The organism is Chryseobacterium sp. GP-SGM7, from assembly GCF_049166575.1.
Lineage (GTDB): Bacteria > Bacteroidota > Bacteroidia > Flavobacteriales > Weeksellaceae > Chryseobacterium.
This window is the reverse complement of the sequence record NZ_JBMHFF010000001.1, coordinates 1,597,949-1,611,991: the sequence shown is the minus strand read 5'-3', so window position 1 is coordinate 1,611,991 and position 14,043 is coordinate 1,597,949. Positions and strand designations below refer to the sequence as shown.

14 protein-coding genes are annotated in these 14,043 nt (G+C 32.4%); 12 read left to right on the top strand and 2 right to left on the bottom strand.

The features are described from left to right. The first annotated feature begins 15 nt into the window (after window positions 1-15). The 7 genes from ACOOWA_RS07170 (at window position 16) to ACOOWA_RS07140 (ending at window position 8,605) form a co-directional block, all read left to right on the top strand. Window positions 16-957, top strand: a complete 942-nt coding sequence (locus ACOOWA_RS07170) for a type VI secretion system baseplate subunit TssG (RefSeq protein WP_421374195.1) — start codon at window positions 16-18, stop codon at window positions 955-957. 54 nt (window positions 958-1,011) lie between these two features. Then, complete coding sequence (locus ACOOWA_RS07165) at window positions 1,012-1,905, top strand: TssN family type VI secretion system protein (RefSeq protein WP_421374193.1); 894 nt, start codon at window positions 1,012-1,014, stop codon at window positions 1,903-1,905. A 30-nt stretch (window positions 1,906-1,935) separates the two neighbouring features. Continuing rightward, entirely contained in the window at window positions 1,936-3,081 is a 1,146-nt protein-coding gene (locus tag ACOOWA_RS07160; RefSeq protein ID WP_421374192.1) for a hypothetical protein, read from the top strand. Between the two features lie 242 nt (window positions 3,082-3,323). Further along, a complete protein-coding gene (locus ACOOWA_RS07155) occupies window positions 3,324-4,502 on the top strand; it encodes an aminotransferase class V-fold PLP-dependent enzyme (protein ID WP_421374191.1) in 1,179 nt (392 codons plus the stop codon). 412 nt (window positions 4,503-4,914) lie between these two features. Continuing rightward, entirely contained in the window at window positions 4,915-7,317 is a 2,403-nt protein-coding gene (locus tag ACOOWA_RS07150; protein WP_421374190.1) for a prolyl oligopeptidase family serine peptidase, read from the top strand. A gap of 154 nt (window positions 7,318-7,471) precedes the next feature. Next, the gene (locus ACOOWA_RS07145; protein WP_421374189.1) at window positions 7,472-8,047 is read left to right on the top strand and encodes a Crp/Fnr family transcriptional regulator; all 576 of its coding nucleotides are present in this window, start codon (window positions 7,472-7,474) and stop codon (window positions 8,045-8,047) included. A 51-nt stretch (window positions 8,048-8,098) separates the two neighbouring features. Then, the gene (locus ACOOWA_RS07140) at window positions 8,099-8,605 is read left to right on the top strand and encodes a GNAT family N-acetyltransferase (RefSeq protein WP_421374188.1); all 507 of its coding nucleotides are present in this window, start codon (window positions 8,099-8,101) and stop codon (window positions 8,603-8,605) included. A 51-nt stretch (window positions 8,606-8,656) separates the two neighbouring features. Here the strand turns inward: ACOOWA_RS07140 and ACOOWA_RS07135 are convergent, their stop codons facing one another. Beyond that, entirely contained in the window at window positions 8,657-9,049 is a 393-nt protein-coding gene (locus ACOOWA_RS07135; RefSeq protein ID WP_421374186.1) for a helix-turn-helix domain-containing protein, read from the bottom strand. A 114-nt stretch (window positions 9,050-9,163) separates the two neighbouring features. Between ACOOWA_RS07135 and ACOOWA_RS07130 the strand changes: the two genes are divergently transcribed. The 5 genes from ACOOWA_RS07130 (at window position 9,164) to ACOOWA_RS07110 (ending at window position 12,908) form a co-directional block, all read left to right on the top strand. Continuing rightward, window positions 9,164-11,236 carry a hypothetical protein gene (locus tag ACOOWA_RS07130; protein ID WP_421374185.1) on the top strand — a complete coding sequence of 691 codons (2,073 nt, stop codon included), beginning with the start codon at window positions 9,164-9,166 and terminating at the stop codon, window positions 11,234-11,236. Next, entirely contained in the window at window positions 11,224-11,658 is a 435-nt protein-coding gene (locus ACOOWA_RS07125; RefSeq protein ID WP_421374184.1) for a hypothetical protein, read from the top strand. The genes ACOOWA_RS07130 and ACOOWA_RS07125 overlap by 13 nt, the downstream gene beginning before the upstream one ends. 12 nt (window positions 11,659-11,670) lie before the next feature. After that, window positions 11,671-12,039 carry a hypothetical protein gene (locus tag ACOOWA_RS07120; protein WP_421374183.1) on the top strand — a complete coding sequence of 123 codons (369 nt, stop codon included), beginning with the start codon at window positions 11,671-11,673 and terminating at the stop codon, window positions 12,037-12,039. Between the two features lie 204 nt (window positions 12,040-12,243). Next, a complete protein-coding gene (locus ACOOWA_RS07115; RefSeq protein WP_421374182.1) occupies window positions 12,244-12,522 on the top strand; it encodes a hypothetical protein in 279 nt (92 codons plus the stop codon). Further along, entirely contained in the window at window positions 12,510-12,908 is a 399-nt protein-coding gene (locus ACOOWA_RS07110) for a hypothetical protein (protein ID WP_421374180.1), read from the top strand. The genes ACOOWA_RS07115 and ACOOWA_RS07110 overlap by 13 nt, the downstream gene beginning before the upstream one ends. Window positions 12,909-13,583: 675 nt before the next feature. On the opposite strand, the gene ACOOWA_RS07105 is transcribed toward ACOOWA_RS07110, so the two are convergent. After that, window positions 13,584-13,970 (bottom strand): HU family DNA-binding protein, encoded by a 387-nt coding sequence (locus tag ACOOWA_RS07105; RefSeq protein WP_421374179.1) that lies wholly within the window; start codon window positions 13,968-13,970, stop codon window positions 13,584-13,586. Window positions 13,971-14,043: the final 73 nt, after the last annotated feature.

Sequence of the window (14,043 nt, the reverse complement as noted above, 5' to 3'; positions counted from 1 at the left end):
CTACAGAATATAAATATGTACGACCACAGCACGATAGATATGCAATACAACAAGCTGCAAACGGACTTCAGAGCCGAAGCAGTTGCTGTAAATCTTCTCAAATATCACAGATCTGTAAGCAATATTTTTATTGAAAGAATAGGAATTAACGACAGAGCTTATCTTAAAGATATTAAAAGTATTTCAAGCCATTATTTGGGCTTTGATGAAGAAGTTTTGAATATTAAGACGTATAGAGAAGGTATTTACGATTATCTTCCGGAAGGTCTTTTTCATCCGCCGTCACTCAATACTTCTAGAAAAAATATTGAAAGTGTAGTAAAAGAAATTCGTAAACAGAAAAGAGTAGAAAACGATGCCAGGAAATTCTTCAGACCTTTTGAGCTTGAAATTTTCTTTACAGAAATCAGTGCTTTGCTTAAAGAATACGATTTTGATTTGGCAAGTGACACAGATTCTCTCCTTCATATTTTCAGCGAACTCTGGCCAATTATTAAAATGCTGGACAAACAGGATGCTTACATTTTTCTTCATATTTTACCATTTTTTCACAACATCAGGGGTGATAAAAAATGGTTTGAGCGATGTATGACCGCTTTTCTGAAAGTTCCTGTTGAAATTACTTTTACGCCCAATGAAATCGACAGGATGAAAGAAGATGATTCTTCCATTCTTTTAGGAAATTCGAGATTGGGAGTCACCTATATTGCAAGCGGAAAACACATGGATGGCGAAAGAAACTGGATTGTAAATATTGGTCCTATTCCTTATGACGAAATGAAAAATTACATTCCCGGACACCCTTTCAGAAAAGTTTTGCAAGCTTTGTACGATTATTGCCTTCCTGTTTCTGTAGATATTGAAGAAAATTTTATTACAGAAAAAAAAGACTATTCGTTTGTGCTCGAAGACGGCCAAAGAAATGCAAACAGACTCGGTTATTCTACGTTTCTGTAAAATATTTTAATTATATTTACAATTCATCAATCAATTAAATATTAAAAGAAATAAATGGAAATTTCTTCAGTAAAAGGTATATTTTTAAGGTATATTTTGGTGCCGCTTATTGCTGTTATCATGATGGTGATTTTGGGGCTAATCAGAAAAAATCAACCTGCTGTAAAAATAAGAGTCATTATTATTTATGTGCTTTTAAGCAGCTTATGTCTTGCATTGCCTGGTTTTTTTGGTTTTGCAGGAAATTCATTTAGTCCTTATTGGTATTTAATTTCACAGATTATATACTTGATTTTTGGGATTATTCATGTAAATTTAATGCACAATTTCTTTAGAAAACATTTTCAGTCTCAAACGTTAAGCATTACTTTCGAATCGGTTTTATCGGTAACCTGCGCTCTTGTAGGAGCTTATCTTTTCGTTTTGATCTTCGGATGGATCAGTAAAGGAGCGGGATATCCTGTAATGTCTGCAACCAGCGTTCTGATATTTTTTGTACCAATGGTTTTCTATTACTGTTACATTATGTTTATCAGCATTCCTGTTGATATTTATAAAACCTGGAGATATTCTCCGGATCAGAAACCTCCGGATTTCGACGGAGCAGATTTTGATCGTTTAATGGTTTTGAATGTTGAATTGAGCAAAAATCTGGAGGATGCCAACAGATTCAGAATTAAAGCTAAAACTTTACCTACCGGAGTGACTTTCGGAGACTGGTTTTTCAGAGTTGTGGACGATTATAATCACAAAAACCCGAAATCGGTTATTCATTTGACAAACGAACAAAAAGAGTCTTATTACTGGATATTTTATACAAAAAAATCTTTTTTCAGTTTCAGAAAATATATCGATTTCGATCAGGATATTACGACAAATACAATTTCTGAGAATGAAGTGGTAATTTGTAAAAGAGTAATTCAGCACGAAGAAGAAGGAAAAAAATAAATCAAATCACACCAATAAAAATATGACACTATGATACAGCCCATAAAACATTTTGCTATCAACTGGGTTGATGGAATGAAAGTTTCGCAGAGACATCTTAATGATCAGGATAATTTTTTAATAGACACGATAAGAGATGCCAATTCTCTTGCGATCACCAATTATAATTACGGTTTGCTGCCTTTATCGAATGAGTATACAGATAAAACCATTTTTGATGTTCATAATACGGCAACAAATGACGTTCAGCTATTTATTAAAAACTGCAGTGCTGTAACTTTGGCAGGTTACAGGCTGGAACTGAAAGATAGAAGAGTCAGCGTCAAAACTCTGGCTAAATCTTTAAATATCGACGAAAATCAAATGGATGGAGATTATTACATTCTGATATCCGTAAATCCTTTTGATAAAGTACCTTTCGGAGATATTGACCCCGAAGAAATTCCCCCGAGACATCCGAATGCCCATTCAAATTATCACATCGAATTGCTTCCTGTAAGTTCGCTGAACAGCAATTATTCCGGAGGAAATTACCTTGTTGTAGGGAAAGTAGATTTTAAAGGAAATATTGCACAGGTGAACACCAATTTTATTCCGCCTTGTACATCAATTCAGAGTCATCCTGTTTTAATTGATTATTACAACGGATTTGCAAAATCAATCGGTAATTTGCAGCAATATGCGTTTAAAATCATTCAGAAAGCTTCCCATAAAAATCAGAATACATCTTTGGCATTGAATGTAAAAGCTTTGTGTAATGTTTTGGTCAATACTTTCGGCGATATGTATTTCCAGTTCAGAAATATCATTCCGTATCAACCGCCGGTATTTTTAATTGAAACTTTTGCAAAATTAGCGTTGAGAATGTACAATTCAACCCAGATTTTAGTTCCCGGAGAGTTGGAAGAAATGCTGAATTACAGCTTGGAATGGAGTGAAATTGCGCCTCATACTTTATTGAATCAGCTTTCGACCGTTGCAGAAACGAATTATGATCATCACAATTCCGGCGAACCACTTTTACATATCAGCCTGATGCTTAAAAGTTTGGAAAGTATTTTCTCAAAACTGAGTGAGCTTGATTATATCGGTCAGCGAAAAGAAAATATCATTGTCAACGAGCAGGAAGTTTCTTCAAATACCAATCCGAAAAGAGGTTGGAGTGTTTTAGACTAAATAAAATAAATTTTAAAATAGATAAATCCCGATACTTCAGATTCGGGATTTTTTGTATAAAATTGTTGCATCTAATTACGGATGAAGTTTTTTTTAAGTAGAGAAGAAAGTAAACATTGGTTTGTCATTCCGCAGGAATCTAAATCTATTATTAAAATCTTTGCTGAGATTCCTACGGGATGACAAACTCTGTGAATAAAAGTGTAAATAAATTACAGAAAAATATTCAAATTAAATGTAAAATGAATACAGATAAAATAAGACAGGAAATAAGAGGTTTATCAGACGGAAAATTATTTTTCAACAATGCTGGCTCATCATTAATGCCCAATATTGTTTTAGATTCAATGATTGATTATCTTAAACAGGAAGAGCAGTTCGGAGGATATGAAGTTGCCAACAGAAATACGGATTTACTTGAAGAATTTTATTCTGAAACCGCAAAACTCGTTAACTGCAAACCTTCCAATATCGGTTTCATGACGAGTGCTACAGAAGCTTTTGCAAAAGCGCTTTCAAGTATTATTTTTAAAGATGGAGATGTTATTATTACGACAGTTGATGACTATATTTCCAATCAGATTACCTTTATTTCACTGCAAAAAAGATTAAATATAAAAATTATCAGAGTTCAAAAATTGGAAGATAATGAACTCGATTTAGAACAACTTGAAAATTTAATAAAACAACATCAGCCAAAATTGGTCGCTGTTACGCATATTCCGACTAATTCAGGATTGATTCAGGATGTTGAAAGTGTTGGAAAAATTTGTCGTCAATATAATATTCTGTATTTGGCAGATTGTTGTCAGTCGGTCGGACAAATGGTTGTTGATGTTGAAAAAATCGGTTGTGATTTTCTGACTGCAACAGGACGAAAATTTATGAGAGGACCAAGAGGAAGTGGATTTTTATATGTTTCTGACAGAGCTTTGGAACAAGATTACGCTCCGGTTTTACTGGATATGAGAGGAGCACATTGGTCTGAATACGATAATTATGAATTATTTAAAACAGCCAAAAGATTCGAGCATTGGGAAGTTTCCTATGCTGCCGTTTTAGGAATGATGGAAGCTGTGAAATATGCTAATAATATTGGTTTAGACCATATTGAAAATTACAATAGAAATTTAGCTGAAACACTTCGGACAAATTTAGCAGAAAGTGGTTTTAAAGTTTTAGATATTGGAAAAAACTTAAGCAGTATCGTTACTTTTTGCGGTCCGGATAACGATTTGGAAAATATTCAAACTGTTTTAAGAGAAAATAATGTATTCTTTTCTGCAAGTTATAAACATTCAGCACTAATTGATTTTACGGATAAAAAAGTGGACGGCGCGGTAAGACTTTCACCTCATTATTTCAACACTTTAAAGGAAATAGAACAGGTTTCTGAAATTCTAAGGAATAGTTTAAAATAAAATATATTCTGTTTTATTTAAATAGAGACAATAGAAATTTTAACTTATTGATTTTTCAAAATAAGATTATTTTATCGCAAGGAAAAACAAAGAAATATTACTTTTTGAAATGCTTTTAAGTTAAACAATGCCACTTCGTTTATCAAGATAATACAAGAATATTAAATTTTTTGAAATTATGCGATTAATACATTTGTTTTGCTTTGCGTTTTATATAGATTTATCCTGAACTGAGGCTTAAAAAATATTTTGGTCTTTGATGAGTGAAATCGAAGATTCGACGAAGTCAAACGCCTTTGCGAACAAAAAAATATGAATAACAATATTAAAAAATCTTTGCGCACTCTGCGTTAAAAACAAATATCAAGATTATAATTACTTTTCATTAAATTCGTAAAAAATCAAAAAGGAAATGAAGATCAAGCTAACCATCTGTCTTCTTGCGTTTCTCAATTTTTACGAAGCACAGGAAAATATTACGTATCAAAAACCATCTGCTGAAATTCTCAAACTGGCAGATTATGACCGACCGCCGAGTGTGATGACCAATTCAAAAAAAGACTGGGTAGTTTTCACTTATCGTCCGACATATAAAACTTTGGATGATCTTAACCAGCAGGAAATGAAACTGGGAGGTTTAAGAATCAATCCCGTGACGAATATTTCAAGTTCAATTACCTATTCCAATAATCTTAAAGTTCGTAAAATAAATGATAAGACCGAGGTTAAGGTAAAAGGTCTTCCGCAAAATCCAAAAATTACGAATACTTCTTTTTCGCCAGACGAAAAGAAATTAGCATTTACCAATACAACAGATCAGGGAGTTGAACTTTGGATTGTTGACCTGGAAACAGCAATGGCAAAAAAGATTACAAAAGATAATCTTAATTCAAACCTGGGAAATCCTTATTCTTGGATGAAAGATTCTCAGAGTTTTCTGATTAAAGTTCTTCCGGAAAACCGCCCGAAATTAATTGATGTGTCAAAAGATCTTCCGACGGGACCGATTGTTTCAACTGCAGACGGAAAAGTTTCTCAGAACAGAACCTACCAGGATTTGCTTAAAAATCCGCAGGATGAAAAGAATTTCGAAACACTTACCAACTCAGAATTGTATCATGTAGATTTTAACGGAAATCTGAAAAAATTTAAAGACAAAGATATTTTTGCAGGTCTGAGTTATTCTCCTGATGGAAATTATTTAATGGCAACAACGATCAAAAAGCCGTTTTCCTATATTGTTCCTTTAAGCAGATTTCCGTCAACAACAAAAATTTATGATGCAAAAGGAAACGAAATAAAAGTAGTGAATGAAGTTCCGCTTACCGAAATTATGCCTAAAGGTTTCTCATCGGTAAGGACGGGCAAAAGAGATATGAGCTGGAGAGCAGATCAACCTGCAACTTTGGTTTTTGCTGAAGCTTTGGATGGAGGAGATCAGTCTAAAACCGTTGATTTCAGAGACGAAATTTTCACATGGAATGCACCGTTTTCTGATCAGCCGAAATCTTTTTTTAAAACAAAACAGAGATATGAAGGAACAAGCTGGACGAATAATCATTACGCCATTGTTTCTGAAGGTTGGTATGATACGAGAAATACAAAATCTTACCTGGTTGATTTGAATAACGGCGAATCAAAAGTTATAGAGGACAGAAATTATCAGGATGTTTACAACGATCCCGGAAATTTCAACACCACAAAAAATGATTTTGGAAGATACGTAATCGATATGAAGGGCGAAAAATCTTATCTGATCGGAGACGGATTTACCAAAGACGGACAACATCCATTCATTGATGAGATGGATATGAAATCTTTAAAAAAGAAGAGACTGTACACCTCAAATCTTAAAGGGGCTAAAGAAGAAATCATTGATATTATTGATCCTAAAAAAGGAGAGGTATTGACGATTCAGCAATCGGCAAGTCAGTATCCGAATTATTTTAAGAAAAATATTAAATCTAATAAAACGGAGGCTGTAACCAATTTTGCCAATCCGTTTGAAAGCATCAAAGATGTTTACAAAGAGGTGATTACTTACAAAAGAAATGACGGAGTTACTTTAACGGGAACACTTTATTTACCTGCAAACTACGACCGAAAAGCGAAAAAAGAAAAACTTCCGTTGTTAATCTGGGCATATCCTACAGAATATAAAGATAAAAATACAGCAGGACAGAATACGCAGAATCCAAACGATTTTACGTTTCCTTATTACGGTTCGTTTGTGTATTGGACGGCAAAAGGTTATGCAGTTTTGGATGATGCTGCATTCCCGATTATCGGAGAAGGAAAAACAGAACCGAATGATACGTTTATTCCGCAACTGGTTGCCAATGGAAAAGCTGCTATTGATGCAGTTGATCAGTTAGGATATATTGACCGGACAAAAGTTGCAGTAGGTGGACATTCTTACGGTGCATTTATGACGGCGAATCTTTTAACGCATTCCAAAGATTACGCTTGTGGAATTGCAAGAAGTGGAGCGTACAACAGAACTTTGACGCCATTTGGTTTCCAGAGCGAACAGAGAAATTACTGGGACGTTCCCGAAATTTATAATACAATGTCTCCATTTATGAATGCCGATAAAATGAAAACACCATTATTGCTGGTTCATGGTGACGCAGACAACAATCCGGGAACATTTACTTTGCAGACCGAAAGATACTTTCAGGCTTTGAAAAACCTGGGTGCTCCGGTAAGGATGGTTCTTCTTCCGAAAGAGTCTCACGGCTACGCCGCAAAAGAAAATATTCTTCATTTGCTTTGGGAACAGGATCAGTTTCTGGAGAAATGTCTGAAAAAATAATGATATTTAAAACTCGTTCTTTGGAGCGAGTTTTTTTTATGGATTTAATTTTAAATAATTCATATTCTATTCATTTAAGTTTTTGTAATTTTCTGCTGATAAAACTGAGTATAAATAATAGATTCCGAAAGGGAGTCTGAATGAAATAAAAATTATGTTAAGAACGAATCAAGCTTTTTTAAATTATTTAGAAATACTTTACAGCAATCAGGAACATAAAGAAAACATCATTTTAGAATCTTTTGAAAAAGACGAAAAATTATTGACCCAAAATGAGGTTTCCGACAAAATAATGCTGATAAAAAGTGGCATTACCAAATGTTTTTTTACTGAAGAAAATAAAGAGGAATATATTGTTGAGTTTTTAGGAAAAGGAGAAATTCTTGGGGAAATAGAAATGATGAAAAATGTTCCGTGTATCTGCAGCATTGAAGCGATTACCGAGGTTACTGTATTCACCATAACAATTCCGTATTTCCAATCGTTGATTAAAAGTGATTTGAACTTAAACAATCTACTGTTGGATGTTTTTGCAGAACGTATTGTGAATACCTCAAACAGGTCATCTTATCAGCAACTTCACGCTACAGAACATACGTTGTCTCAGCTTCTAGATTTAAAAGCCAAAGAAATGAAAATTTCGAAAGAAGACATGGCTTCCTATTTAGGAACGACAGTGAAAAGTCTTACCAAAGCCATTAAAGATTATGAAAAGAAAAAGGCTGTGTAATTAAAGTCTCAATTAAATCTTCCATTATCTTTGTAGAAATTCTGTTATAAAATGAGTGAATTGAAGTTCAGAGATGCAAAATTTGAAGACTTAGAACGAATCGTTGAAATTTACAACTCAACCATCGAATCCAGGATGGTTACTGCAGATACAGAATCTATTTCTGTAGAAAGCCGGCATCAATGGTTTTACGAGCATATTCCTGAAAGAAGACCGCTTTGGGTAATCGAAGATTCTGAAAATAGTATCGTGGGATGGGTAAGTTTTTCTTCATTTTATGGAAGACCGGCTTACAACGAAACGGTTGAAGTCAGTATTTATATGGATGAAAATTTCCGTGGTAAAGGTTATGGTAAAAAAACGTTGCAGTACTGTATCGACAATGCCGGGAAATTTGGCGTAAAAACTTTGCTGGGTTTTATATTTCTTCACAACGAACCAAGTATAAAACTCTTTCAGCATTTCCGGTTTGAAGATTGGGGAATTTTGCCTAATGTTGCGGTTTTGGATGGAGTAGAGCGTAGTTTGAAAATATTGGGGAAAAGAATTGATGAATAAAAACTGCGCCTCGTTTGAAAAATGAGGCGCAGGTTTTTAATTGAATTTTATTTATCCTTTCAGTGTTTTGATAATATCCTGAAGTTGCTCAATCATTTTATCTTTGTCTTTTAGTCTTTCTTCGTAGAGTGTTTCTATTTTTTCTGTTTTGTCTTTATTTTCCTGATAAAGATTTTGAATATCCTGATAACCTACAGAAGCATCATAAAAATTCTGCTGATTATAAATATTGTTAGGATTTGCATCTAATAGCTCATAAACAGGAGCTTCTAATATATCGGCAATCTGATACAATCTGTCTACCGTCAGTTTGGTTTCATTCTTTTCGATTTTACTGTAAGCTGCCTGACTTATATGTAATTCTTCTGCCATATTCTCGTGAGAATAGCCTTTCTTTTTGCGGTATTCTTTTATTTTTTCGATAATAACTTCCATGGTGTCCATAACTAAATGTTATAATTATAAGAGCAAAAGTAATATTATTTTTGAAAAAGTTGTGTGAATTATTTAAGAAATGTTTTAATATTGTAATATTAAATAATTTAAAAACAAACAAATATGAAAAAAAACAGTTTCCTGATGCTTTTTGCATTAATGCTATTTTTTGTAAGCTGTAGAAACGAATTAGATTCGCTACAGGAAAGTACTCCAAGTTCTCTACAGGCTCAAGAGTTCAGCTCATCTCAACTTATTTCTATGAGTAGGGTGAAAAAAGAAATTAAAAGTTTCAGTAAGATACATAATAAATTTATTGGATCTAAAACAGCTAAAACTTCTGGAATTGTAAATTCAGACAATGTTTTATACCGTAAGTGGGAAAATGCGGCGACAGGAGCTAAAACATATACATTGCCAATCAATACCTATTCTGCTGAAAATCCCTATTACATGATACAGCAAATTTTAGTATCTTCTACAGGAGTTGAGACGACGAGATATTTGAAAATAATCCCAACAACACCTCCTGCTTACAAAACACAAGATGTACTAAAAACACTCACAGGAAGTATTGAAATCTATGATGAAGATCTTTCTTTTGTTTTTGCTACAGATTATATTAATGGTATTGCAACGGAAAACGGTAACAAACAATTAGCCAATAAATCTGCAGGAGAATGTACAGTTAGCTATTCTATTAGTGAAGTTACCTGTTCCAATGGTGGAGGCCACGGTGTCGGTGCATCTTGTAACCCTGGATTAACCAATGATGCACATTATGTAGTAAATATTGATATCAGTTGTCCGCATGATTTTGGACCATCCGGAATCGGAAATCCTGGAACAGGAAGCAGTGGAAGCGGTAGTTTAGGCGGAGGTTATGTATTTGATGAGCAGCTGAACTCATTGCTGACTAATCCGACTTTTTTATATGGAGATTATTTAACTTCGCCTGGTCATGAACTTCTTTTGCAAATTGTAAGACAATGGATTCCGTCTAACATTACAGATCTAAATGGAGATCTATCTGATCTGAACAACAGATTGCAACATTTCTCTAATAACGATCAAATGTTTAATGATCTTGCCGTATATAACCAAAATACACCTAATGTACCAAATGCAGAAGTAACTGATTATAGCATCAGAGTGTATGAGCTTTTTAAGTTTCTGCTCAATAATCCTTCTCCTGAAAATGGTCAGATTGCAGCTTGGGCTGTAAGTTTCTTTGATCAAAACAGGTTCGTATCTTGGGAAGAGTTCAGAAACACTCATATTCTAAATACAGGATTTGTTTCTTATATAAATACATTGCCTATGACGTTGAAACAGACAATATACAATCAATCAAATCAAGCGTTTTTATTTGGGCTTAACAGTTATTATTCTTCTCAAGGGGGAAGTCAGAAAACACAAAATTTTATCAATTGGGCGCTGCAGTTTAAAGCAAACGATTCTTCTCTAACTTGGGCGCAATTTCAAAACTGGTTTATAGAAGAACCAATATTAAACAACACTTTACAAAATGAGTTGTTTGAAGATTGGGCAGATCCTAATAGGGTAAAACCTACAACGAGATTTAAAAATCACACTAAAATTAATGGAATTTATAATCAAATAAAATCAGCTTCTAATTTTAAGCAGTATCTACAAAATTTTGAACCTACTTTTTCTGTAGCACATTTAATGTTTGATCTGGATGCTACACAAAATCCAAATGCGCTAGCAGAAACTAATCCTCCAAGTAATTATTGGATAAAGATTATATTTAATAAAAATAAAGATTGGAATAATACTCCTAAAGTAGTAATTGCTGATACTTTTATGCACGAAATGATTCATGCGGAGATTTATAGAAAATTAATGTCGCTTGCTTCAACTAATGGAAATATCGATGTAAATAAAATAACGGCTGATCTTTTGCAACATAATTATCCCGGACTTTTTGACTACTATGTTAGATTTACTAACGGCGATGCCGATGCACAACATCAATTGATGGCAGCACATTATGTAAATATTATGGTAAATTTTTTGAAGCAGGTTTATGGAACTCAATATTCCGATGTTGAGTACAAAACAATTGTCTGGATGGGTCTGCAAGGTACTAAGGCATGGAATCTTTTGCAGCAATCTGAAAAAACACTATATTTAAATACTTGGAATTCAAATTATTGGTTATGGGAATTATAAAAAAAATACTATTAGTATACGGTTTATTATTAAATCTATTATTTGTCAAACCTCAAATTGTCAAATTACAAAAAGACGACTCAATAAAATTGATTAAAAAAGATGAGCTTAAAGAAGATGGGCTTACTTTTTATAAAGATGAATATGTTCTTACTATTTATAATAAAGACAATATTAGTTTTAATAAAAAAAATGGGTACAAATATAAATTGCTAGCGGGTGGAGTAAGATATTGTGACAAATGTAAAAAAGAAAGCTATGGTTTTATTATTAAAAAGATTAAAAGCGTTCCATCACAAAAATATAGTGTTTACTCAACTAATTATCTATTTAAAAATATAAATAAATATTCATTTGGTGGAAGTTCATATTTTCTAATAAAAGGAGTGTATTATAAGAGTTTGGGAATGCCAATAGAATAAAAACTATTTAAGATGAAGAAAACATTAATTTTATTTTTTATAGTTTTCACGCCTCTATTTTTTTTCTCTCAGAAAAAAAATCCAGATACAATTTATATACAGTTTGATTATACGAAAGATAGGCATCATGAGAAAAAAAATGAAATAAATTTTTTTGAAATCTGTATTGATAATAAGAGATATGTTCATTTCCAATATGGAACATCTAAAACTAAAACAATTAAGAGTTTTGATAATAAAGTTATGAACAGAACTAACTTATCTGCATTTATTAAGAATGATAGTGGAGAAAAAAATGTCAAATACATTATAGTAAAAAAATTGAAGAATAATTATAATTTATACGACGCAGATCATATCTTCAGAACAATAAGAGACTAATTTCTAAAATAATTTTTTACCGCAGAAAACTCTGCGGTTTTGTTATTTGTAAAACATTCCCAAAATCCTCTTGGGGAAATAGAGGTGGGAAGTTACCAAAGTCCCGCCTTCATTTTATAGCTGCTTTTAAAAAAAATTAAAATGAAAAAAATATTACATTTATTTTCATCTAATTGAAATATTGATGCTTCTCTATTAGGTACAATGCTTAATCAAAATAATTATCCTGGATTATTTGATTATTATATTAAAAATGTGAAAGGAAATGAATCAGCTCAACATCAAATGATGGGTGCTCATTATATGAATATTATTGTAAACTTTTTTAAACAAGTTTATGGCAATCAATATACGGATACAGAATATCGATCTATTGCTTGGCAAGGGCTGAAAGGAACTACCGCATGGACTTTGCTGACACAAGCTGAACGAGATTTATATGATAATACATATCAAAATAACTATAATTCATGGGAAAAATAAAATACTTAATTGTTTTAATATATAGTTTACTTTATTCAAAATTACCAGCACAAACTACTGTTGTTAAGATTAACAAAAAAGACTCTATACAGTTAAATAAAATTGAATCTGAACGATTATATATTAGAATATATGATATTGAACATGTAAAATTCAATAAAACTAAGAAAAAAGTAAAGCAAATCGATGGTACCACTTATTGTGCAGAATGCAAAAAAGAATATTTTGTCTACATTGTAGAAAAAATCAATCGAAAGCATATACCTGCTAATTTGAAAGTCATTAATGTCGATCAGTTAAAGAAGCAAAAATTCTATGTTTTTTATAAAGGTTATTTTTTGATAAATAAGATTTATTATAAATCTTATGGCACTGTTGAAAGTTAAGTCTCTTCAAATTAAAAATATAAAAAATAGGTTAGCAACTATATTATATTTAATACAAATTATTGGTTATGGGAGTTATAAAAAAATGCATTATATTAATATTCCTATTAATTATTAGTATTAATGTTTCCTCACAAATTTTAGAGATTAAAAAAAACGATTCTATTTTGTTGAGAAAATCCTGATAATAAAAATGAATACTATATTACTTTATTTAATAAAGAAAATATTAAGTATAACAAAATAAATGGATTTAAGTATGATACTATTCCGCACATAGGAACAGTTATAAAATGTAATGAATGTAGAGTACAGTCATATGGGTTTTTGATTAGAAAAATAAAAGATAACAAAAAAAATAAAGGCTCTATTCGTACTGTTGAAAGTCTGTTTAAAGATAAGAAAGGTTTTAATTTTGGCGGAGGATACTTTCTGATAAATGGTATTTATTACAAAAATTTAGGTACACCAATAGAATAATTGGAATAATCCCCAAGCAACCTCCCAAGGATTATACCAAAAGCTCCCGTCGATTTACACAAATCCTCGGGAGCTTTTGGTAAAATAGAGGCGGGGACTTCGATAAGTCCCCGCCTGCATTTTTAAAATGCCCGCCAGTAATTTAAAAATGCTCAGTAAGCAGTTTAAAATTACTGGCGAGGAGTTTATTTTTCCTTACTTAGCTTTTTCAAACTTCGTAATGGCAAGCATTTCCTTGAGGTCTATTCCCGGACGAAAAGTTATTTTGGGTGCTTTAATCATCGAAGAATTAAACTTCTCAGCACTTTCTGCACCTTCACTGCTTAGTCGCATGCTGAAAGAACCAAAATCACCGAATCTTACGATTCTTCCCTCTGAAAGATGTTTTGCAAGAGCTTTGCTTAAATCGTTTAAAACTGCTAAAACATCAGTGTCGCTCACTGTAGTAGAAGCTCCTGCAATCTCCTTGCTAAGGCTTCTGAAAGTAACTTCACCTGTAGATTTTGCAGTTGCATAGAATTTTTTAGGGGCAGATTGATCTGCAGGATTTCCTTTTTCGCTTAATGTATACTGTACTGGCATATCATTGTGTTTTTAATTGTTAATAATATCAAATATACTATTTATGGCGATATTTTAAAATAATATTTCAAAT